Origin of the sequence: Alcaligenes sp. PF14, assembly GCF_037150615.1 — a bacterium.
In the GTDB taxonomy this organism is placed as follows: domain Bacteria; phylum Pseudomonadota; class Gammaproteobacteria; order Burkholderiales; family Burkholderiaceae_B; genus Alcaligenes; species Alcaligenes phenolicus.
The window spans coordinates 91,204-114,143 of the sequence record NZ_JBAGRS010000006.1 but is presented as its reverse complement, the minus strand read 5'-3'; the positions used below and the strand labels follow the sequence as shown (position 1 = coordinate 114,143).

Genomic DNA, 22,940 nt, shown 5'->3' with positions numbered 1-22,940 from the left:
GCTTAGGCCTCCTGACGTTTTTTCAGGTGATTCGTGTTCACGCAGGCCGGGTTTTCCAGCGCAGCCAGAGCAACCGTTTTCAGTTCACCGCGCTGGATCTTGTTGGTCGAAGTCAGCGGCAGGGCATCCACAAACAGAACGTAGCCGGGCACCTTGAAGTAGGCCAGCTGGGTCAGGCCCCACTGCACCATTTCCTGGGCAGCCTGTTCGCGCTGTTCCTGGGTTTCAATTGGGTTGTGCGGCACCACCAGCGCCATCACTTCGTCGCCACGGATGGCGTCGGGCACGGCGGCCACGGCAATGGAGCGCACCAGCGGGTGCTGCTGCATGATGTTTTCCACTTCCACGGCAGCGATGTTTTCGCCACTGCGACGGATCACGTTCTTTTTGCGGTCCACAAAGTGCAGATAGCCTTGTTCGTCGCGGCAAACAATATCGCCCGTGTGGAACCAGCCGCCTTCCCAGGCTTCGTCGGTTGCTGCCGGGTCTTTCCAGTAGCCGGAGAAAAAGCCGTAGCGAGGGTTGTCACCGGCCGAGCGCACCAGCAATTCGCCGTTTTCACCGGCTTGAGCGGGTTCGCCATCGTCCTTGCGCAACAGCACTTCCACCACGGGCATTTCCTTGCCAAAGCAGGAGGTGCCGATAAAGCGGGGCTCGTGATTGGCGATGATGCTGGCACCCGCGCCGGTTTCCGTCATGGCCCAGGCTTCCAGCAGGGGGAAACCAAAGCGTTCTTCAAAGATAGGATGCAGACCACGGTCCACACCAGCGCCAAAACCAAAGCGCACATTGTGTTGACGGTCTTTTTCGCTGGCCTCGGCCTTCATCAGAATGGCGGGCATCACACCCAGGTAATGCACCACGGTTGCGCCGGATTCGCGCACCGAATCCCACCAGCTGCGTGGGTGGAAACGGTCCAGGGAGATCAGACAACCACCGGTCTTGACCATGGCCATGGTCGAGCAGGCCATGGCATTCATGTGGAACAAGGGCAGCGGAGTCAGCATGCGCTCTTTGCCATGCTCCAGCGAAGCCAGACCACCAATGTCGCGGTACCACTCACCAGCGTAATGGAAGTACTGGTTGGACAGCATGCAGCCCTTGGGGCGGCCTGTGGTGCCGGAGGTGTACAACAGAGCACATTCACTGTGTTCGTCAGGAATGTCACAGGAGCGGGCGGCGGCGCGCTCTACCATAGGAGGCACATCGCCGTCGGCCATGATGGCAAAGGGCTGGCCTGCACGCTGAGCCGCTTCCACCAGATCCTGGTGACGGCTGGGCAGGGCAATGGCCATGATCATTTCCGAATGGCCGATCAGGTATTCCAGCTCGGCAGCGCGCAAATCAGGATTGATTGGCACAATCGACACGCCCAGGCTGTTCAGTGCGAACCAGTGCAGGAAGAACACGGGGCGGTTCTCCAGCAGGATGCCGACGCGGTGGCCGTGGCCGTAGCCAGCAGCGGCGTAGCCGGCGCGCAAGGCGTCGATACGCTCCAGCGCCTGACCATAAGTCAGCTCGCCCGCTTCAATACCGTAGATCTCGGCGGTCTCAGGCAGGGTACATACAAAGGGCTTGTCGCCCCATTTCTGGGCGGTGTCTCGAAAAGCCTGGTAGACCGTGGTGTTGGCCATCAAAAATTCTCCTGTCCTGTCACATAAACAACTGGATATTGCCGAAAGGCGCGTCGCAATTGAGCAGATCCACCCGTTTCAGACGGATCTTCAAGGCGTCGTCCTGGCGCACCAGGGTGTAGGTATTCCAACCCACATAGATATCTTGGTTGTCGCCACGCGTTTCCGTGTAATGGAAGGCGCAACGCACGGTGTACTCGCCTTTTTCCTCGTCCATGCTTTCCACAGTGGGTTGCTGGAGCAGGTGATGGCTGCGGCTCTTGGGCTGCTGGGAAAAGGTACGGCGGCCTGCCAGACGTTCCACACGGATACGCAGCAAAAGCTTGTCCTCGTGCATCAGGGACGCGTGCAAACGGGCGTCCTGCTGATCGTGCACCAACGGCATCCAGTAGTAGCCATCCTCGGTGAACAGGTCGAGCCATTGCTCGTAGCGCTGCTCATCCAGCAGGCGGGCTTCCGCATACACAAAATCGATAAGGGCCTGACGGCTGATTTCGCTCATGGTTATTCCTCTTCTTTCTTGGCCTGCTGCTCGGGCAGCATGAACTTCAACCAGGCGCGGAACTGGGCGCGCATCTGCATTTCGCTGGTGCCGTTGATCACCACGTTCTTTTGCTGATCTTCATCTTTTTCCACCAGACGGGCCAGGTTCATCCAGTCGCGACCACGCGACTGCAAACCGTGCTGGGCACGCTCGTACATTTCCAGGTCATCGTGACCGACCATGGAGGTCGGTGCGTTGATCAGGCGGTTGTACATCAGGGTGCGTTCCAGGAAGGTGTCGGGTGCACCCACCAGGCGGAAGGTCCAGGATTCCACCAGGGTTTTGTCAGCGGCCAGCGGCTTGAACAAACGCAAGGTCTGGATCGGGCCCTTGACCATGATGTTGGGGAAGTAGCAAGTGTTGTGACGCGTATCGCCCAAAATGGCTTTGGCGCGCTCCTCACCGTAGGCTTCGACCATCTGGTCCCAGTAACCCGGAATTTCGGAGTAATCAGCGTGAATGGAATTGCTCACGCCGGTATGGCCGTGACCGTTTTCCCACACGCGAATGCCCATGCCTTCGTAGAACTCGTAAGGCGACATGAAGGGGGCAAATAATTCAACGGCCATGGGCTTGGGCGTACCCGGAGGGGCCGCTTCCCAGGCTTTCACAGCGGTACCCGCCGAGGACTCGTGCGCCACCATAGGGTGACAGGTATCGGTCTGGTTATCGACCAGCATTTTCCAGTTGCACTGGTGCATGTAACGCATCACGCCACCGGCCACTTCCAGACGGCCTTCGGGGGAGCGATCCACCATATTGTCGATGGTGCTCAGAGACTCGCCAAAGAATTCCTCAAAGCCAATGCCTTCATCGGCCAGGCGACAGAACACGAAATCGCGGTACACCTTGACGTTCTGTACCGCGGCCATGCCCTTGCTGCCTTCGGTGCATTCAAAGCCGGTGTTCTCGTAGCCCTTCTTCAAAGGGATGGACAGCAGGGAGCCGTCCGTCTTGAACGTCCAGGCGTGGTAGGGGCAACGGAAGAATTTGCCCGTGTTGCCACAGGTCTCGCCCGCCACTTGCACACCTTTGTGCGGGCAACGGTTGTAGAGCACGCGGATGCTGTCATCGGTATGGCGCACCATGATGACCGATTCAGTACCGACCGTCGTGGTGTAGAAGTCGCCTTTATTGGGCACCTGGCTGGCATGGCCAACGTAGACCCAGGTATTGACGAACAACTGCTCCATCTCCAGTTCAAACAGCTCCTGGTTGATGTACAAATCCTTGTGGACCTCGGCCTCGCGTACCAATTCGCGGATGGCCTGGGGATTATCACGATACTTTTCCATCATGTTCTCCGTCGCCCTTGGGCTTATAGATCCAGCACCAGACGCGGGGTCTTGGCGCGGGAAATACAGATCTGGATGACCTTGTTGCTGGCTTTTTCCGAGTCGCTCAGGAAGTAGTCGCGGTGGTCAACCTCGCCTTCGATCACATCACAGGTACAGACGCCGCACTCGCCGCGCTTGCAGTCGATCATGGGGTCCAGGCCCTGCTCTTCCATCACGTCCACAATGGTCTTGTCCGCGGGAATTTGCAGGGTCACGCCGCTTTGGCGCAGTTCCACTTCAAACGGCTGGTCGCCTTCCTGGGGAGCAGCCGTCACAAACAGCTCGAAGTGCACATGGTCAGTAGGCCAGCCACGTTGCTTGCAGGCTTCGATCACGGCATCAATCATGCCTTTGGGGCCGCAGACGTAAATGTGCTGGTCTTTGGACAGACCGTCGAGCAGGGTATTCAGGCAGAAACGGCCTTCGCTGTCGTCCGCGTAGTGACGCAGAGCCGGGCCGGACAGGGCGCTCAGCTCATCCAGAAAGGCCAGTTGTTCCACGCTGCGACCGGCATAGTGCAGCTGATAAGGGCGGCCCTGGTGATGCAAGGCAGCGGCCATGCTGGCAATGGGGGTGATACCGATACCACCGGCAATCAGCACGGTTTCGGTTTCGCCTTCAGCGGCAGCATGCAAGGGGAAATCATTCTTGGGGCCAGCCACGCGCAGCGTATCGCCTACTTTCAGGCTGTGCATGAAGCGCGAACCACCCGAGCTGTTGTCTTCCAGGCGCACGCCCAGACGATAACAGGTCGGACCCTGTGCCGTGTCGGCGTCCAGCGAAATCAGGGAATAGCAGCGGTGATCGTTCAGATCAGGAATCTGTACCTGCAGGTGCGAACCCGGCGCAAACGCGGGCAGGGAACCGGCCTGGGCAGGCTCTAGCGTAAAACTGCGAATCAGCGGGGATGCGTTCTGGATGTCCCGGATAACGAGTTCAAAAGTATCCATCATGTGCCTACCATTGAGCATGACTACATCAATTACCCAGCCAAAAAGGCCAAGCCGTGGCATGATGTAGCGCCGCAGGGGGCAATGGGACGGTATCGCGTAACCTGAAAAAGGCTGCGTAAGGCTCGTCTACTGTCTCCGCTAAAACCGGCTGCCTGACACCAAGACTGGCTGTATGGCTGGATCTCTATTCATTCTTTTGTGAATTTATTTTATTGGTGAATAGTTTACGGATAAATATATACTGCCGAATATAATGGAAAACCACTAGGTGAGAAAACAGCAGAACCGCATGGTACACAGTTCTGCCACTTCCCCACCGTTTTCTACTTACTGAGCAACCAGTGCGACCACGCGCAATGGGCTGCCGGAACCGCCTTCAATCTTCAACGGGGCCGACATGATCAGTGCACCTTGAGGGGGCAGCTGATCCAGGTTGCACAGGCACTGCAGACCGTAACGGTTGGCACCGTGCATCAGGGTGTGGCAAGGGTAGCCAATAGGCCAGGAGTAGGATTGGCCAGCGTCGGTGTTGATGGTTTCAACGCCAAAACCGTGAACCTTGCGCTCGTGAATCATCCACTCTACCGCTTCCTGAGCTGGGCCAGGCGTGTGAGCACCGTCTTCACGCATGTTCAGGAAGGCTTCGGCGTCGTTCACGCGTTTGGACCAGTCGGTGCGAAACAGCACCCAGGCGCCTTCAGGGATACGGCCATGCTTGGCTTCCCAGTTCAACAGGAACTCGGAGGTCAAAATGAAGTCTTCGTTCTGGGCCACTTCAGCAGAAGCATCAACCACCACGGCAGGGCGCAGGAAGTTGTCGACTGGAATAGTGTCGACCGTGTTGTCTGGATGGTCCTTGCCGGAAATCCAGTGCGCAGGAGCGTCAAAGTGGGTACCAGTGTGTTCGCCACAGGTGAAGTTGTTCCAGTACCAGCCTGGGCCGTTTTCGTCGTATTGGCTGATGCGCTCAATCGAGAAACCGGCAGTCTGGCCAAATTGGGGGGGCAGTTGCAAGGCGGGGAAGCTGGGAGACAGAGTCTGGGTCAGATCCACAAAACGGACCTGCTTGCTGTCGATCGCCTGGATAAAGGCTGCCAATGGGTTCTTGTCGCTCATTTCATCTCCTACTTGGGTCTTATGTCGTCGTTATCGTTGCCTGCCCTGCATGGCGCAGGATAGGGACCAGCCGTTAAAACAGCCCGCTCCTTCAGGCCCGGCACCGCCTTCCTTACAAAGGCAGCTTGCATCTTGGACCGCTGCGGCAAAGCCACGGCGGTTTTTTTTGAGCAGGTCGCTTGAGCAAAGAGACCTGTCAAAAAACGGTCCCGATCCACACAGGGAAAGGGACCGTCTTGAACCTTCTTACGCTTCCTTGTCGTCCAGAACGGAGAACTCGGCAGGATTCAGGTCTGGCTGGGACGCTGCGTCGCCTTCGTAAAAGCGGGCAGGAGTCAAAGCCTTGCGGTTCACACGCAGGTCAAACACGTCAAAACGGTTGTAGTGACCAGTGATGTCGTGCATTTGACGCGGCTGGATGCAGCGCGACAGATCGATGTCGGCGTAGGCAATGCCTTCCTTGTCGATCAGTGCTTCGCCCTGAACGCGGCCATCGGGGCCAATAATGCCCGAGAACGCGCTGTTGGGACGAGCCAGCAGATCACGTGCTTCAGGATGGCTGGCCGACATGGCTTCGATGATTTCCTCGGAAACCGTCGAGCAAGCCACCACCGTAAACACCTTGCCTTCAAAGCAGTGAGCAGCAGCACGCAGGCGAATCGCTTCCGCCATGTCGTAGTCTTTCGGTGCCACGGGCAAGGCGATGTAGCTGGCAACGTGTACCAGTTCACCTTGCGACAACAGGCTGAAACGAGCCAGCGTGTTGGTGTTTTCACCGCAAGCCAAGGCACCCAGAGGGCCAATAGTGGTGTCATGCACGCGCATCGAGGACGCATCGCCGTTGGCCCAGGTCAGCTTTTCAGCCCAGGTGGGAACCAGTTTGCGGTGACGGCCCAGAATGCGACCGTCAGCGCCGATGGTGACCAGCGTGTTGTAAATGGTGCCGATGCCAACGGGACTGCGCTCGTTCACACCCAACACCACGTTGACCTTGCGCTGGCGACAAACCTGCGCAACCTTCTGGATCTCGGGACCGGGCACTTCGATGGCCGATTTGCACAGGCGCTCGAACCACGGGCTACCGTCGATCGGGTTCATCACCCAGCTCCAGTAGGGGTAACCGGAGACGAACACCTCGGGAAAGGCGATCAGCTCGGCACCGTTATCGGCCGCTTCGTTGATCAGGCGACATACTTTTTCAATAGTCGCATTCGTATCCAGGAACACGGGCGCTGCCTGAACGGCGGCGGCCTTGAACTGACGCAATTCCAGCATCATGCTCTCCTTTACTTAGTTTTGGGGGGTGACGTCCACGATGGGGTGGCGCAGTTCGCCAATGCCTTCAACCACAGCGTGCACTACGTCACCAGGCCACATCCACTCTTGAGGATCACGGCCAGCGCCCACGCCTTCTGGGGTACCGGTAGCGATGATGTCACCGGGTTCCAGCGTGATACCGGCACTGATGTCAGCGATCAGGTCGTTCACGTTGAACAGCATGTGCTTGGTGTTGGAGCTTTGCTTGGTCACACCGTTCAGAGTCAGGCTCAGGTTCAGGTTGTGCGGGTCGGTCAGCTCGTCAGCGGTCACGATCACGGGGCCGAAAGGAGCGTAGGTGTCCTGGCCTTTGGAGTAGATCCACTGACCGGCACGACGGCAGTCGCGGGCGCTCACGTCGATCATGACGGAGTAACCGAACACGTACTTCAGGGCGTCTTCTTTGGCCACGCGCTGAGCACGGGTGCCCATGATCACGGCCAGTTCCACTTCCCAGTCCATTTGCTGAGTGATGTTCTTGTTGTGCTCGATGGCATCGCCAGGGCCAACCACAGTGGTTGGTGGCTTGGAGAAAATCACGGGCTGCTTGGGCAGCTCTTTGGAGGTGTCCAGAGTACGGCTGGATTCGGCTACGTGTTCCACGTAGTTCAGGCCGATACCAAAGATGTTCTTGCGTGGGCGTGGGATAGGAGCCAACAGCTTGACGTTGGCCAGGGGCAGCGCCACACCGAAAGGCATATCGTCGGCGTAGGTTTCCAGCAAGCGAGCCGTGGAAGTCACAGCGGCTGGGCCCAGGTCGATGAAATCGAGCATATTGTCAGGCAGCATGTGGCCTGTGGCGTCGCCCAGGTAACCCAGGTCAACCACCAAATCACCCACAATGGCACCCAAGCGGCCAGCGGCAGCAACTTCACTACGGTACGTTACAAGACGCATTTCTATCTCCAGATTGGGCCATCTTGTGCAGATGGCTTGAATAAATCGGGTCGGCCCGCCTTGGCAGGCCGTCCAAATAAGTTAAACAAGTAGTCTTACAGCAGGACCTGATGGCCGCCGTTCTCTGCCAGCGCTTCTTCGCGGTACAGATTCAGGGCACGCATCACGGGCAGGTCATGGAACGAGAACAGGCAAGCGTCATCAGACGAGGAGCCGTTCACGTGCTCATGGAACATCCAGGATGGTACGCAGAAAATGTCGCGTTCGCGCCAGTCAAAGCGTTTGCCATTGATGATCGAATAACCTTCACCCTTGGCGCATTGGTAAATAATGCTGCCGGTGTGACGGTGGGCCTTGGTGTGTTCACCGGGGCGCAGCATCTGCATGCTGGCACCAATGGTGGCCATGACAGGGCCGCCGGTCAGCGGGTTGATGTAGTCCATGATGACGCCATCAAAGGGGCTGCCGTCCGTTACCTTGGCGTAGGCCGACAAGGCTTCGTAGGTGGGCTCCCACTCGTACTTGAGCAGGGGCGAGTACGGTTTTTGCCAGTCGTGCAAGGTGGGCTTCAGACCACGACCACCCCAGATACCCACCGCGTCGTTGACGGGGTGCGTAATGGCCTGGGTCAGATCCGGGTGAACCGCGTAGAAACCGGCTTCCAGGGCGTTGACCAGCGGAATGTCCAGACCGTCTTGCCAGATGCAAGGCAGGCCGTCAGCTTCCACACCGTGCTCGTGCCAGCAACCGTTAGGCGTCAGCACGAAGTCGTTGGCGCCCAAGGTCATCTTGTGGCCGTCCACGATGGTGTAGGCACCGCGGCCTTCCATGATGAAACGCAGGGCCGAGGAGGAGTGCGCATGTGCGGAAGCCGCTTCACCCGGTTTCATGACCTGCAAACCGGAGTACAGCCAGCCCACCGCCGCCGAGACTTCCTGGCGACCGGGGTTGTTCAGGTAAATCACACGACGACCGGCCTTTTCAGGGCTGACCAGATCCACCGAACGCAACACGTAATCGCGCAGGTCGCGGTAGCGCCACACCACAGGCACGGATTCGGACTTGGGCTCCCAGGGCTCGATCTTGTTGGCCACGGTCCACAGGGCACCGGCCTCAAACTGAGTCAAATCCTGGTAGTACTTCACCAGTTCGGGCGTGTCCTCAACATCTGCACGACCGAGCACGCTTTCGCGGTGGGTGTCAAAACGTTCTTCCGACATGATGCTGTCTCCTTTCGTGTTTTATGACTTGGCAGGGCCGTCCTGGGCCACTGGCGCACGTTTGATTTGGCGCTGCAACCAGTCCTTGCCCCATTCGTACTGAACGGGCCAGGCCAGGTCGGTGTAACCCAGCTCCGCAGCCTGACGTTGTGGCCAGTTCGCATCGGCCAGAAAGCCTCGCGACAGGGCGCACAGGTCAGCACGGCCTGCAGCAATAATGCTGTTGGCGTGATCCGCTTCCATGATCGAACCCACCGCCATGGTGGCGATACCGGCTTCGTTACGGATACGGTCGGAGAATGGCGTCTGGTACATGCGGCCGTAAATTGGCTGCTGCTCCAGCACCACTTCACCCGAGGACACGTCGATAAGATCGGCACCGGCTTGCTTGAACAGGCGGGCGATTTCCACCCCGTCGTCCGCCGTGTTGCCACCTTCGGCCCAGTCTGTTGCCGAGATACGCACCAGGATGGGCTTGTTCTCTGGCCAGACGGCACGGATAGCGGCAAACACTTCCAGCGGGTAAGCCATGCGATTTTCCAGACTACCACCAAATTCGTCACTACGCTGATTAGTCAGCGGCGAGATGAAGCTGGACAAGAGGTAACCGTGGGCGGCTTGCAATTCGATGCAGTCAAAGCCAGCCTGGTCAGCGCGCTTGGCGGCGGCCACAAAGGCGTCACGAATTTCGTCCATCTGGGCACGGGTGATCTCGGCAGGCACGGCAGTGACGCCAGCCTGGTAAGGCAGGGCGGAGGCCGACACCAAAGGCCAGTTGCCTTCAGCCAGCGGCTGATTGGCTTTTTCCCAACCCAGCTGCGTCGAACCGCGACGGCCAGCGTGGCCCAGTTGCACACCGATCTTGGCACCCTGTTCGTGGGCGAAAGCCACCACAGGTTTCCAGGCATTGGCCTGCTCATCGTTCCACAGACCGGTACAACCGGGAGTGACACGACCTTCAGGCGTCACGGCCGTCATTTCAGCCATGATCAGGCCAGCGCCACCCATGGCGCGGCTGCCGTAATGCACCTGGTGTGTAGCACCGGGCATACCGTCCTTGGCGCTGTACATCAGCGTGGGCGAGAGCACGACACGGTTCTTCAACTGCATATCGCGCAGCTTGAAGGGCGTGAACATGGGCGAGGGAGCCTTTTCACCGTCGGCCAGCTTCATGCCAGCTTCGGTCGCCATCCAGCGCTCGTATTTTTCCAGCCAGGCCGCGTCACGCATACGCATGTTCTCGTGCGAGATGCGCTGCGAACGGGTCAGCATGGAGTAGGTGAACTGCTCGGGCTTCATATTGGCGTAACGGGCCACGTTCTCGAACCATTCGGTCGAGTTGCGGGCGGCGTTCTGAATGCGCAATACGTCCACGCTACGAGCGGCTTCGTAATCTTTCAGGGCCTCTTCCATGGACTCATGGTCCATGTGCTGAGCCAGCGTAATGGCATCTTCCAGAGCCAGCTTGGTGCCGGAACCGATGGAGAAGTGAGCGGTGTGAGCGGCATCGCCCATCAGCACCACAGGAACCTTCTTGCCGGTGCCGTAATCTTGCCAGTGCACCCACTTGTTGCAGATAACGCGTGGGAAGCGGATCCAGATGGCCGAACCGCGCAGGTGAGTCGCGTTACTGATCAGCTTGTTGCCATCCAGATGGTCGGCAAACAGCTTCTCGCAGTAGGCAATGGCCTCTTCCTGCGACATTTCGCCAATACCGGCTTTCTGCCAGGTCTCTTCAGGCGTTTCCACGATGAACGTGGACAGGCCATCCTGGAAGCGGTAGGCGTGAGCCTGGAACCAGCCGTGTTCGGTTTCAACAAAAATGAAGTTGAAGGCGTCGAACACTTTTTCCGTACCCAGCCACACAAAGCGGCAGTTACGGGTGTCGATATCGGGCTGGTACACGTCTTCGTAGCGGGTACGAATGGCGCTGTTGATGCCGTCAGAAGCAATCAGGATATCGGCGTTGTACTTGCGGGCCAGTTCAGCTTCGTCCGTGACCACGGTCTCGAACACCAGCTTGACGCCCACTTCTTCACAGCGAGCCTGCAGGATGTTCAGCAATTTCTTGCGACCAATCCCGATAAAGCCATGACCGCTGGAGCGCACTGCGCTACCCTTGAAATGGCACTCAATGTCGTCCCAGTGGTTGAACGCGTCACCGATGGTCTGCGCGGACACAGGGTCAGCTTCACGCAGGTTTTCCATGGTCGCGTCCGAGAACACCACACCCCAGCCAAAGGTGTCGTACGGTCGGTTGCGCTCGACGACAAAAACCTCGTTCTGAGGGTTTTGCAACTTCATCAGCAAACCGAAATACAAGCCGGCTGGGCCTCCGCCAATACATACGATATTCATGATATGTCCGTATGGTCTGAATACATGCTTCTGAGCATAGTATATTTATTAATAAATATTATACAAGTCAACTATTTAAATCAAAAAAAATACCTGACCTGCACACTGCCTGCTACTACTTCAAACTAGATCAAGCCTTGCTGCTTTCTGGCTGGGCAATCACATACTCTTGCATGGGGTTGCGCAGGAAATCAGGGATAGGAATACCCAGGTGCGTCTCCAGCGAGGTGGTCACCACGGTCTGGCGCACTTGCATACGCAACACACCGTCTTTACCGATGCAGCGCAACAGCAGCGTCAAGGAGCTATTGCCAATGCGTTCCACACCCAGGCTCATCACCACATCATCACCCATACGGCTGATGGACTTGAACTCGGCTTCGATATGCACCGAGGGCATGCCCACCCGTTTGCTGGCGATCATGTTGTGAAAACCCTCGGGGGTCATGGAGTCGATCCATGCTTCCATCAGGTCGTTAAACATCACAAAGTACTGCGGATAAAAAACGATACCCGCTGGATCGCATTCCGAAAAACGGATGCGATGTTCTTGTTCGTACAGCTTGGAAACCATGTTGTAGACACCTTTTTAGCAAGTGTTTTGTGCGCCTGTTCGTGACGCTATCCGCATCCTGCCTGGCTTACAGGCCTGGCAGGATGCACCTTATGCTAGCCAGCAGCGCTTTGCAGATGGACCCGCAACAGGCCCAGATGCTGATGGATGTGCACGACCTCTTCCGTGCCCAGACCTTCAAACATTTCCGCAATCCAGTCGCTGTGGGCCTGGGCCATCGCCTCGAAACTGCTCTTGCCCTTGGGGGTGAGACGCAACACCCAAGCACGTCGGTCGGTGGGGCTGCTCTGGCGAGACACCATGCCCTCGCGGGCCAGCTCATCAGTCAGTCCGGTAATATTGCCGCCGGTTACCATCAGATAGCGCGACAATTCGCCCATCTTCAGGCCCTGCGGGTAACGATACAGCTGGGCCATATAGTCGAAACGGGCCAGCGAAATATCAAAATTCTGGCGCAAGCGGCGACGAATTTCGTCTTCGATCTGCTTGGTGCAGGTCAGCATGCGCAACCACAATTTCAGGCTGGCGGGGTCCTTGGGACCGACGCGGCCTTCAAAGCCGGCATCGGCCGGTTCTACCAAAAATTCGAGTGCTGCTTCGCTTTGATTCATATTTTTTTCCCCCAAGCTTTGGCTAATTCAGTTTGACCAACAGGCGGGATATTCTTGCTTGAACAAGTGGCCAAGTAGACACGGGATGTCTGGCTTTCAGGGCCTTGGTCGCAGTGCCAATCCGAATTTATATTCTACTATGAATATTTTAGAAATAAAGTATTTGGCGGGATAAAAACGCTTCCTCAAGGGTTTTCACCAAGGCCGCCCGAAAGCGGCCCGGTGTCGCCCTTACACCAGTGCGTACTGGCGCAGTGCAGCCTCCAGCTTGACGCCATGCTCGTCGGCCAAAGCCGCATCGCGCAAGGCTCCCAAAATGGCAGGTGACAGGGTGCTGGGGTTGCGCTCCAGAGCCGACATCACGGTCTGGTAGTTACGCAAGCCACGGGCATGGGTATCACCATACCCTTTGACCAAACGCTGGCACTGAGCAATTTCCAGAGCCAGGGCCGGATGAGCATCGGCAGCCTGTTCGATCTGCTTCAACCAGCCTTCAATACGCTGCTGCTCAGCCTGGTAGCGCAGCGTACGACGACGCCAGCGCTTGAAGCCCGAGAGCAGGTACAAAGGAATGAAGCCGCGCACCGAGCTGGTTTGAATCACGCGACCGGATTTGGTCTGCGATTTCACCAGCTTGTTGCCCCAGGTAGGACGCATCAACCAACGGCCAACGCTGGCAAACGGCAGGATTTCGCTGATTTCTTCCACACGGGGGTGCATGTATTCATTGATTGCCACGATCTGGCCGTCGGCAGCGCGCACTTCTTTATGCACACGGTCAAAACGGCTCGAGCGGGTTTTCAGTTCAGCCACGCGAATGGCGTCCTCGTAGGACATCCACAGCGCCAGGTAGCGGCCGGTTTCGCGGATCAGGGCCACATCGTCAGGGCGGGCAAACTGGCTGATCTTTTTCAGGCGGTCCAGGTACAGATTGGCGTAGGCCACGTCCTGGAAGTCCAGAACACGACGCACACCTTCCACCACGATAGGCTGGGCCTGCGCGGGTACTTCGGCACGGACGCGGTCAATCAGCTTGGCCACCGCAGGATCGCGAGGAGCCAGCGTCGCCATATCAACCGGCTTGTTTTCCGAATCGGCTTTACCTGCATCACCTTCCGCAACACGGGCGTAAGCGGCACCAAAAGCCTTCAAGCTGGGCTTGACGCCCACACCACCGCGCTCGATGGTCTGTTCAAACTGCGAACGGCTAAAGGGCAGCACGCCGGTGCTGGCCAATGCGCCAAACAGCACGGCGGAAATCACGCTGCCCGAATCCTCGGCCGCTTTTTCCATATTGAAGTACACAAAGCGCTTGGCAGCCTGGGTTGCGTGCGCAATCAGGGCGTTGTCGTCCACACGGCCATCGCCCATGGCCGATTTTTCGGCAATGGAATAGACACGGTGAGTCGAAGCGATCAGCGTGGTGCGGTCCTCTGTCACCAGGCCACGTTGTACGGCGCGACCGGCTTCCATCAGTTCGGAAGCCAGCACCACGTCCACGTCACCGGGCATGGGCATCAAGGCCAGCACAGGCTTTTTGCCATCCACGGCGGCCGAGTGCGGGAACAGTTCCACGTAGTAAATCGTGGCGCCGGTACGCTGGGCCACGCCCGGCACCGAGGTGGTCTGTGCAAAGTAGCCGTTTTGTTCGCCCAGGTTGACGATCCAGTCGGCCAACACGCCGCCGCCTTCGCCACCCATGGCCAAAATAGCAATCTTGATTGGTTTGATCTGCATGATAAAAATCTCTACGGGTGTGCTTAGAAGGCCAGACGTTCACGACGGGCAGCGTCACGACGCTGCAACCAGCCGATAAAGCTACGGCGGGTTTTTTCGCGGAACTTGTCCCAGCCAGTCGGGTTGCTGACTACTTGTGCACGGTAGAAAGACGGGCACAGAATCGCGGCGTGGGAAACCTCACCACACAGACCGCAACCCACACAACTGTTCATCACGTTCGCCACTGGGTCCTGACGCAGGGCGTCCGGATTGGGGCGGATCGACAACGACGGGCAACCGGACAAGCGGATGCAGGAGTGATCGCCGGTACACGTATCCGGATCCACACCAAAACGCTCGCGCACTACGCGTTCGCCCGCCGCCACGGCTTTACGCACCTGGCCTTTCTCGCGGCGCTGACGGTTCAACATACATTCGCTTTGCGCCACCAGCACCTTGGGACCTTTTTCCTTGGTCGTCAGGGCTTCACGCAGGGTTGCCGTCATGGTCTTCAAGTCGTAGGTACGACGTATCATACGCAGCCATTCCACACCCACGCCACGCGCGGCTTTCTCGATCAGGTGACCGGTACTGCGCGTTTCGTTCTTGGCCTTGGAGGACAGAATGTCCTGACCACCGGTAGCCGCGGTGTAGCTGTTGTCGATCACAATGGTCAGGTTGTCGCTGCGGTTGAACACGGCGTTGGCAATACCACTGGTCAAACCGTTGTGCCAGAAACCACCGTCACCCATGACCGAGATCGCACGCTTGTCCGAATCCACGTTCAAGGCAGCCGAGCCGGCGCCACCCAGGCCGTAACCCATGGTGGTGTTACCCAGGTTGAAGGGCGGCAGAATGGAAAACAGGTGACAGCCAATGTCAGCCGACACGTGGTGCTCGCCCAGCTCGCGCTCCACCAGCTTCAAAGCGGTAAAGATAGGACGCTCGGGACAGCCGGTACAAAACCCTGGCGGACGGGCGTGAACGTTCTCGTCCAGGCTGCCCAAGGGTTTGACTTCAGCCGCTTCCACTTCCACCAGGCTGGCTTGCTCAGCTTTGGGACGCTCCACGGTCTCGACTTTCATCGGGATCACGCGTGGTTTGCGGGCTGGCAGGGGCTCGATGCGCTCGTATTTTTCCATGAAGGCACGCAGGCCTTTCAACATGGTGGCGGTGTTATATTCACCGGCCAGAGGCAACAGATCCTTGCCGTGCAAGGTCACATCCACATTGTGACGGCGCACGATGTCGGAGATGTTCTGTTCAACAAAGTTGGGCTGACCTTCTTCCAGCACCAGCACCGCACGCTTGCCTTCACAGAAGCGGACGATTTCAGATTCGATCAGCGGGTAGGCCACGTTCATCACGTACATCGGCACTTTGGATTCGCCGAACACGTCGGCCATATCCAGGTGTTCCAGAGCACGGATCACGGTGTTGTAGCCACCGCCCTGAACGATCAGACCGACGTCATCGGCGCCATCAGCAAAGAATTCATTCAACTGACGCTCTTCGATGAACTTGACGGCATTAGGCCAGCGCTGTTCGATCTTTTCTTTTTCATGCAGGAAGCTGGCAGGCGGCAACACAATGCGATTGATGTCGCGTGTGGGCTGCTCCATGGCTTCTTTGATAGTGAACTTGGCGCGGCGGTTATCCGAGGCCACAAACTGACCATGCACGTGACAGGCGCGAATACGCAGCTGCAACATCACGGGGGTATTGGACGCTTCGGACAGATCAAAGCCGTCTTTAACTGCCTGCACGATACAGGGCAGGTTGGGACGGGGGTCCAGCATCCACATTTGCGATTTCATGGCAAAAGCGTGGCTGCGCTCCTGCATGATGGACGAGCCTTCACCGTAGTCTTCCCCCACAATGATCAGCGCACCGCCCTTGACCCCGCCGGAGGCCAGGTTGGCCAGCGCGTCCGAGGCCACGTTGGTACCCACGGTTGCTTTAAAAGTGATGGCGCCACGCAGCGGGTAGTTAACCGACGCAGCCAGCGTTGCCGCCGCCGTTGCCTCGCTGGCACTGTTTTCAAAACGGATTCCGTTCTCTTGCAGGATGTCCTGGGCATCGGCCAGCACGTCCATCAAGTGCGAGATAGGCGCACCCTGGTAACCGGCCACGTAGGACACGCCCGATTCCAGCAGGGCCTTGGTCACCGCCAGGATGCCTTCGCCACTGAATACGTCTCCATCACCCAGGCGCAGCTTTTTGACTTCTTCGACAAACGATCGCTCAGCCATTTTTCTTTCCTTACTTACCGCTCATTGTGAACATGGTATTTATTTTCATCGGAATATGTTTATATCTCAACATATCCATTCTCATGGTTTTCCCTAGTAAAGTAGCTAAATTATTTGCGACACGCGAGCGGACAGCTTGGTTATAGTGAGCCCTGTTGCTGCCTTGCGGCACCCATTAGCCTGTAATGACAATAAGCACCATGAGCCCCACCGAACACGACACCGTCTTTGTCGAAAACTACCTGCCCGCCTTGTTGGCCCAGGCAAGCCAGCTGATCTCTGCCGAATTCCATGAAGTGGTGCTAAGCAACGGTTTGTCCATTTCCGAATGGCGTGTGCTGTCCACCCTGTCCGGCGCGGGTGAAGTGAGCATCGGCCATCTGGCTCGTATTGCCACCACCAAGCAACCCACCGTCACACGCTTGCTCGATCGCCTGGAAAAGCAAGGTTTGCTGCGCCGCGTGGCCCACGATGTGGACCGTCGCATCACCTTGGTACGCATCACCGAAGAAGGCCAAACGCTGATCTCCGGCCTGATTGCCAAGGCTCGCCTGCACGAGCAGGAAGTGGTGCAGCGCCTGCAACCGCTGGATGTCGGCGCCCTCAAAACCACCTTGCGGCGTCTGATCTCCGAGCAGCACGACTACAACGATCAGTAAAACGCAGCCCGCCCGGCCACACTATCGGTTCTAACCCTGCATGGCGCGGGCTTGGCGTTCTGAACCTGGTCTGTAGCGACTCCCAGATTCAAGAGACACCACACAGGTCCCATCTGAACGGGGCGTGTGTGGTGTTTTTTTTATCCTTTCCAACCTTGAGGCTTCACAGAGCCATCACCGTCAGCAGCCAGGCTACTGATCAGATGTATGGCTCTGCCAGATAGCCCATTACTCAGGCTGGATACCCAGGGTCGGAATCAGCTCGGAATAGACCTTGGAGTCATTCTGCACGCGCTCCAGCGTCTGGGCCGGGGTGGTGAAGAACTGGGCCAGACCACGGCTCTTGAAGGCAGCCTGCATTTCGGGGGTCTTCAGGGCAGCATCCACCTTTTCCTGAATTTCTTTCACGGTGTCATCCGGCGTGGTGCCGGGGGCAAACAGCGCAAAAGTCGTCGTCGGAATGCTGTTGGCATGGCCACCTGCTTCCTGCACCGTCGGCACATTTGGCAGCAGTTCAGTACGCTTGTCAGCGCCTACCGCCAAGACTCGCACCTTGCCGCCATCTACGTGCTGGGATGCCAGAATGCCACCGACCAGCATGGCATCTGTCTCACCGCCCAGAATGGCGTTTGTCGCCGGGGCCATGCCCTTGTAGGGAATGTAGGTGAAGTTCACCCCTTCTTCTCGGGCTAGCAAGCCCATACCCAGGTGCGTGACGTGCCCACGGCCACCGGTGCCCACATTGGTATCACCATTGGCTTTCTTGGCCTGGGCGATGAATTCCTTGTAGTCCTTGGCCGGGAAATCATTACGCACCAGCAGGTACAGGTTCACGCCAGCGACTGTGGTGACCGGCTTCAGGTCCTTTTCCCATTTGTAGGGCAGGTTGCTGTAAAGCAGCGGGTTGGTCGATACCGCCAGGCTATCGACCATCAGCAGGGCCGAGCCGTCCCCCTTGGCTTTGGCGATATTGTCAGTACCGATAATGGCGTTGGCGCCCGGACGGTTTTCAATCACAAAGACCTTGCCGGTGGCCTTGTTCAGATGCACACCCAGATCGCGGGCCAGAATGTCAGGCTCGGTGCCGGGTGGGTAGGGGACCACAATACGCACCTGGTCCGTAGTCGGCCAGGCGGCTTGAGCCATCATCGGGGCCAAAGCACCCACACCTGCCAACCACAGGGCCAGCGTCGTATTTTTAAGCTGCTTCATTGTCCACTCCTTATCGTTATTGATTGCGGCCCGCCACCGACTGGTAGCCCCCCGCAGCGCATTTACCATCGTCCAATCAAGATATTCATCATGCGCTCATGCGCATTGGTACGATCCTCTACCGCAGCCCAGCTCTCGCTGGCACGCCCTTTCAGGGTGTCATGCCAGTCCAGCAGGCCTTCTTTCATCCGCCGACAAACCGCTGCATACGCCGGGTCTGCGCCCAGGTCGTGCAGCTCGTCAGGGTCTTGCTTCAAGTCGAATAATTGTGGCCGATAGCCTTGCCAATGTATGTATTTATAGTCGCTATCGCGCAGCATCAGGCCACGACATTCATCCACGCCACGGCCCAGAATCTGGCGGGCTTCCCGATAGGCGTAATCCAGGCTGGCCACGGTGTACTCACGTGCCCAGTCGGACTGGCCGTGCAACAAGGGAATCAGCGAACGGCCTTCCACCCGGTGCTCCTGGGCGGGCAGGTGCAAGGCATCCAGAATCGTAGGGGTGACATCCACGCACTCGACAAAAGCATCACTGCTTTGACCACGTGTGACATTCGCTGAAGTCCGTGGATCAACCACGATCAGCGGAACGCGTATGGCGTTTTCAAAGAAATACTCTTTCTCGCCCAGCCAATGGTCGCCCAGCAAATCGCCGTGATCGGAACTGAAAATAATCAGGGTGTCTTTCAGGCGGTCTTGCTGTTCCAGCATGTCCAGCAAACGGCCGACTTCATCATCGATCTGTTGAACCAGGCCCATATAGACAGGCTTGATCGTGCGCCAGACCTCGTCCTGGGCAAAGGACAGGGACTCTTCATGCTGCTGATAGGCCGCATGCACGGGGTGTGCATTCTGGCGCTCGTGCCCTGCACGCAGGGGCGTACAGGCGTCTTCCGCGCCAAAGCGATCGTGGTAGGGCGCTGGCGCTTTATAAGGCCAGTGCGGTTTGATGAAAGACAGATGCAAGGCCCAGGGCTCTTCGCCTTTGGCCGTGATGAAATCCATGGCCCGCTGGGTGAAGTAGGCGGTTTCAGAGTCCTGCGCCTGTACCCGTGCTGGCAGGCTGGCATTACGCATGTACCAACCGGAGGCAAACTGACCCTGGGCATCCTGGCTGCCAATCACATAGTCTTCCCAGGGACGCTCGCTGTCGTAACCCTGAGCCTGCAAATACTGGCGGTATTCGCTATCCGGGCCCATTTCAAAGTGACCGTCGTAGCGTTCAATCGCGGTAAAGCCGCCTTGCCAGAAGCGCTCGGCCGCCTCGGGCTGAACCTGGAAGCGTCGGGCATTGGCCCCGGCCGGGTCCGGCACGTGATGGGTCTTGCCCAGCAGATGGCAGTCTCGCCCGGACTGGGCCAGATAATCGCCCAGATACAGCTCGTCGATGGGGTGGGGAACGCGATTCCAGGTGACCCGGTGCGACAAGGGATAGCGGCCGGTGTAATACGAGGCCCGCGACGGGCCACAGACGGCAGAGTTCACATAGGCACGATCAAAGCGCACACCCATGGCGGCCAGACGATCCAGATTGGGGGTCTTTAATGCGCCCCCAGGGGCATAACAGGACAGGTGGTCTGCACGTAACTGGTCACACATGATGAACAGCACATTCTTGATCTCTAAAGACACCTGACTGGGCTGAGCCTGATCCATGTCCGCCTCAAAAAAACCGGGTCCGGGCCCGCGTAGAACCCGACGTCACAAAAGGAGTAGGCCATGTGTAAGCAAATGCTTAACAGACCCGCTTATGCCTCAGATTATTACCGCAGTCTGAGAATAATTTTCGAATAATCTGATGGTTTAGGTATAAACCAGTAGACTCGGCCAATGCCCGATGTTGCGCTCCACTGACACGCCGCAGCATGGTTAGAATAGAGAACCAACAACTCCGCTTCTACGAGGGCACATGAATAGTCTAAGACGCATGCTGCAAATTCTGGACTTGTACGGTGCAGACACTCCGGTTCTGGATGTGGAAACCATCTGCGCTCGCTTGAATTACCCTCCCGCGACAACCTATCGCTACCTGAAAGAGTTATGCACTAGCGGCCTGCTGATACGCAGTCCCGAAGGTTACGCGCCGGGGCCCCGGTTTATAGAAATGGATCTGCTGATCCGCGAATTTGATCCGCTGGTCAGCCGTTGCCGCCCCTTGCTACGTTCGCTGGTCGAGCAGACCGGACTGGACGTCCTGATCGGCCAGCAATATGGCGAACGCATATTGACCACCCATCAGGAAACCGGGCCGGAGCGTTTCGAGCTGCTGTTTGGCAGAGGGCGCACCATGGATATGTTCCGCAGCTCCACAGCCCGTATCGTCACGGCTTATCTGCCCACCCGCCATCTGCGCCGCTTGTACGAGAAAAACCAGGAAATTGATTATGTACAGCGCCTGGGCAAGGAATGGCCGGTGTTTTCCGCCCATATGCAGGAACTGCGCCGTGCGGGCTATTGCATCACCAAAGAGCAGATCAATCCGGGCATAGGCGGTATTTCCGCGCCTATTTTTGATGATGCCAAACGTATCTTCGGCAGCCTGACCTTGTTGGGTACGCTGGAACGCTTTGAGGCGATCAGCCCCGAAGCGCTAGCCAGCCTGATCCAGCCCGCTGCACGCGCCGTTAGCCGCGCCCTGGCCCAAGTCTGAGGACTGGGTGCCCCCAGGAACCAAGCCGCGCCTGATCAAGCATCAGTTCGCGGCTTTGTCCTGGCCTGTTTCCGCCCTTTCTTTTTCTCCGGCACCACCGCTTTGACCGGTGGGTGGTTAACCACCCCAAACGGAATATGCACGGACGGCAAAGTCTGCGCGGTGGGAATCAGGTGGGTGGTCTGGTCATCAAAGAAAATATGGGGCTGCAAGACCTCCAGCACCCGACGTTTTTCAATGCCACCCAGAAAGAAGGCCTCGTTCACTTCAATACCCCAGCTGCGGATGGTATTGATGACACGCTCGTGAGCCGGTGCATTGCGTGCCGTCACAATCGCAATCCGCAGACGCGGCACATAGCTGGCATCCTGCTCCTGACGCAATTGCTCCACTTCCTGAATGTGCGCCAATTTCAGCAAAAACGCCTGTAACAGGCCGGGATTATGCGGTTTTTGCACCAAACGCACTTCATGCTCGAAAAAGGCCGGCAAACCACCTTCCTGCTGATACACGCGCTCGGACTCATCGTCCGCGATCACCCCGTCAAAGTCGAAAGCTACGCGAATGGGCTGGTCGTCATAAGCATCCTCGTAAGAGGAATTCAGAACCTGACCTGCGGGATAGCCTTGCTGCACCGCCCGATGCACGTCTTCCTGATTAGCCGACAGGAACAGGCTGATGGACAGCGGCTGGATGTAAGGGCTGGGGTCGCCCCCTTGCAGAAACACCGCCCGCGTAATGTCCAGATCATGATGGCGAATGGAATTCATCACCCGCAAACCTGTATTGGGATCATTACGGGACAGCAGCACGACCTCGACCAAGGGATCGTCAGGCGATAAATCATTCAGGGCCAGCAAGCGCCGAATGAAGGAAAAAGCCACGCCCGGCTTCAGGGGCTCATGCTCGCGCGCCAGCTGGTAATCACGATACGCTGCCTCACCTTGCTCCAGAAAGACCTGATGGGACTGGCTCAGATCAAACAAAGCGCTGGAAGCCAGCCCAATCACCAGCCGTTTCTCCAGGTCATACGCCATGCACACCGCTCCCCAAATCCGCAAAAAAAACCAGCATACCAAAACGCTCAGCCGGCACTGGTACTACCCAAGCAGAACAAAGCCTACTAAAGTGCAAACACCATCACCTTCGTGAAAGCTTGCCGCCATGCAACCCTCAAAAAGCTATACCCTTGTTCTGGGCAATCCCCATTATTCGTCCTGGTCCTTGCGCCCCTGGTTATTAATGAGCCACTTGGGCATAGACTTTGACGCACGCTGGTTCAATTTTGGCCCCTCCTTCAGCACCCTGGCTTTCCATGAAATGGCACCGGCGGGCCAAGTACCTGTGCTACACACCAATGGGCAAATCATTTGGGACAGTCTGGCTATTGCCGAATACCTGGCCGAACAGCATCCCGGCGTCTGGCCCATAGACCCCATTGCCCGCGCCTGGGCGCGCAGCGCCAGTGCAGAAATGCACGCCAACTTTTCTTCCTTGCGAAATCTCTGCCCCTTTGCCGTCGCCCTGCGCGCCCACCACCATCAGCAGGACATGCGTCTGCAAGGCGAGCTGGAACGCCTGCAAACCATCTGGCAAGAAGGCTTGAGCCGTTTTGGCGGCCCTTTCCTGGCCGGAGAGCGCTTTAGCGCCGTCGATGCCTTTTACGCTCCCGTGGTATTTCGCCTGCAAACCTATGGTCTGAAACTGGACGAAACCTGTCAGGACTACATGAATCGCATACTGGAATTGCCTGCCATGCAGCGCTGGCACCAGATGGCCTGTCAGGACACCTGGCGCGACCCGGACCACGAAGCCGAAATTGTGCGTGTAGCTGATATACATCTGGATTTACGCCAGCCAGCCTAGTGTCAGCGAATTGCCATGT

General features: G+C 57.7%; 19 protein-coding genes. 3 read left to right on the top strand and 16 right to left on the bottom strand.

What is annotated here, in order from left to right:
- Window positions 1-2: 2 nt before the first annotated feature.
- From WFM49_RS13990 to WFM49_RS13930, 13 genes are all read right to left on the bottom strand, one after another.
- A complete protein-coding gene (locus WFM49_RS13990) occupies window positions 3-1,634 on the bottom strand; it encodes an AMP-binding protein (protein WP_336973837.1) in 1,632 nt (543 codons plus the stop codon).
- Window positions 1,635-1,653: 19 nt separating this feature from the next.
- Window positions 1,654-2,136, bottom strand: a complete 483-nt coding sequence (locus tag WFM49_RS13985) for an aromatic-ring-hydroxylating dioxygenase subunit beta (protein ID WP_009463815.1) — start codon at window positions 2,134-2,136, stop codon at window positions 1,654-1,656.
- Window positions 2,137-2,138: 2 nt separating this feature from the next.
- A complete protein-coding gene (locus WFM49_RS13980; RefSeq protein ID WP_009463816.1) occupies window positions 2,139-3,473 on the bottom strand; it encodes an aromatic ring-hydroxylating dioxygenase subunit alpha in 1,335 nt (444 codons plus the stop codon).
- Window positions 3,474-3,496: 23 nt separating this feature from the next.
- A complete protein-coding gene (locus WFM49_RS13975) occupies window positions 3,497-4,465 on the bottom strand; it encodes a PDR/VanB family oxidoreductase (protein ID WP_115634869.1) in 969 nt (322 codons plus the stop codon).
- 330 nt (window positions 4,466-4,795) lie between these two features.
- The gene (locus WFM49_RS13970) at window positions 4,796-5,584 is read right to left on the bottom strand and encodes a cyclase family protein (protein WP_009463818.1); all 789 of its coding nucleotides are present in this window, start codon (window positions 5,582-5,584) and stop codon (window positions 4,796-4,798) included.
- A 246-nt stretch (window positions 5,585-5,830) separates the two neighbouring features.
- Window positions 5,831-6,859 (bottom strand): carbon-nitrogen hydrolase family protein, encoded by a 1,029-nt coding sequence (locus tag WFM49_RS13965; RefSeq protein ID WP_009463819.1) that lies wholly within the window; start codon window positions 6,857-6,859, stop codon window positions 5,831-5,833.
- 15 nt (window positions 6,860-6,874) lie between these two features.
- A complete protein-coding gene (locus tag WFM49_RS13960; protein ID WP_009463820.1) occupies window positions 6,875-7,798 on the bottom strand; it encodes a fumarylacetoacetate hydrolase family protein in 924 nt (307 codons plus the stop codon).
- 95 nt (window positions 7,799-7,893) lie between these two features.
- The gene (locus WFM49_RS13955) at window positions 7,894-9,018 is read right to left on the bottom strand and encodes a cupin domain-containing protein (RefSeq protein WP_009463821.1); all 1,125 of its coding nucleotides are present in this window, start codon (window positions 9,016-9,018) and stop codon (window positions 7,894-7,896) included.
- A 21-nt stretch (window positions 9,019-9,039) separates the two neighbouring features.
- Window positions 9,040-11,376, bottom strand: a complete 2,337-nt coding sequence (locus tag WFM49_RS13950; protein WP_250756398.1) for a bifunctional salicylyl-CoA 5-hydroxylase/oxidoreductase — start codon at window positions 11,374-11,376, stop codon at window positions 9,040-9,042.
- Between the two features lie 130 nt (window positions 11,377-11,506).
- On the bottom strand, window positions 11,507-11,950 hold the full coding sequence (locus tag WFM49_RS13945) for an acyl-CoA thioesterase (RefSeq protein ID WP_009463823.1): 444 nt from the start codon (window positions 11,948-11,950) through the stop codon (window positions 11,507-11,509).
- 95 nt (window positions 11,951-12,045) lie between these two features.
- Window positions 12,046-12,561, bottom strand: coding sequence for a MarR family winged helix-turn-helix transcriptional regulator (locus tag WFM49_RS13940; protein ID WP_009463824.1), 516 nt, complete (start codon window positions 12,559-12,561; stop codon window positions 12,046-12,048).
- A 231-nt stretch (window positions 12,562-12,792) separates the two neighbouring features.
- On the bottom strand, window positions 12,793-14,298 hold the full coding sequence (locus WFM49_RS13935) for an indolepyruvate oxidoreductase subunit beta family protein (protein WP_035269365.1): 1,506 nt from the start codon (window positions 14,296-14,298) through the stop codon (window positions 12,793-12,795).
- A 23-nt stretch (window positions 14,299-14,321) separates the two neighbouring features.
- The gene (locus WFM49_RS13930) at window positions 14,322-16,532 is read right to left on the bottom strand and encodes a thiamine pyrophosphate-dependent enzyme (protein WP_009463826.1); all 2,211 of its coding nucleotides are present in this window, start codon (window positions 16,530-16,532) and stop codon (window positions 14,322-14,324) included.
- A gap of 200 nt (window positions 16,533-16,732) precedes the next feature.
- On the opposite strand from WFM49_RS13930, the gene WFM49_RS13925 reads away from it, so the two are divergent.
- Entirely contained in the window at window positions 16,733-17,191 is a 459-nt protein-coding gene (locus WFM49_RS13925; protein ID WP_009463827.1) for a MarR family winged helix-turn-helix transcriptional regulator, read from the top strand.
- A gap of 228 nt (window positions 17,192-17,419) precedes the next feature.
- On the opposite strand, the gene WFM49_RS13920 is transcribed toward WFM49_RS13925, so the two are convergent.
- Both WFM49_RS13920 and WFM49_RS13915 read right to left on the bottom strand, forming a co-directional pair.
- A complete protein-coding gene (locus WFM49_RS13920; protein ID WP_336973823.1) occupies window positions 17,420-18,403 on the bottom strand; it encodes a Bug family tripartite tricarboxylate transporter substrate binding protein in 984 nt (327 codons plus the stop codon).
- A gap of 62 nt (window positions 18,404-18,465) precedes the next feature.
- On the bottom strand, window positions 18,466-20,061 hold the full coding sequence (locus WFM49_RS13915) for a sulfatase-like hydrolase/transferase (protein ID WP_009463829.1): 1,596 nt from the start codon (window positions 20,059-20,061) through the stop codon (window positions 18,466-18,468).
- Between the two features lie 253 nt (window positions 20,062-20,314).
- On the opposite strand from WFM49_RS13915, the gene WFM49_RS13910 reads away from it, so the two are divergent.
- Entirely contained in the window at window positions 20,315-21,055 is a 741-nt protein-coding gene (locus WFM49_RS13910; protein WP_035269374.1) for an IclR family transcriptional regulator, read from the top strand.
- A gap of 35 nt (window positions 21,056-21,090) precedes the next feature.
- Here the strand turns inward: WFM49_RS13910 and WFM49_RS13905 are convergent, their stop codons facing one another.
- Window positions 21,091-22,092, bottom strand: coding sequence for a 5'-nucleotidase (locus tag WFM49_RS13905; protein WP_336973820.1), 1,002 nt, complete (start codon window positions 22,090-22,092; stop codon window positions 21,091-21,093).
- Between the two features lie 127 nt (window positions 22,093-22,219).
- Here WFM49_RS13905 and WFM49_RS13900 point away from each other — a divergent pair, with 127 nt between their 5' ends.
- Window positions 22,220-22,921: a glutathione S-transferase gene (locus tag WFM49_RS13900; RefSeq protein ID WP_031232823.1), complete on the top strand. Its 702-nt coding sequence runs from the start codon at window positions 22,220-22,222 to the stop codon at window positions 22,919-22,921.
- Window positions 22,922-22,940: the final 19 nt, after the last annotated feature.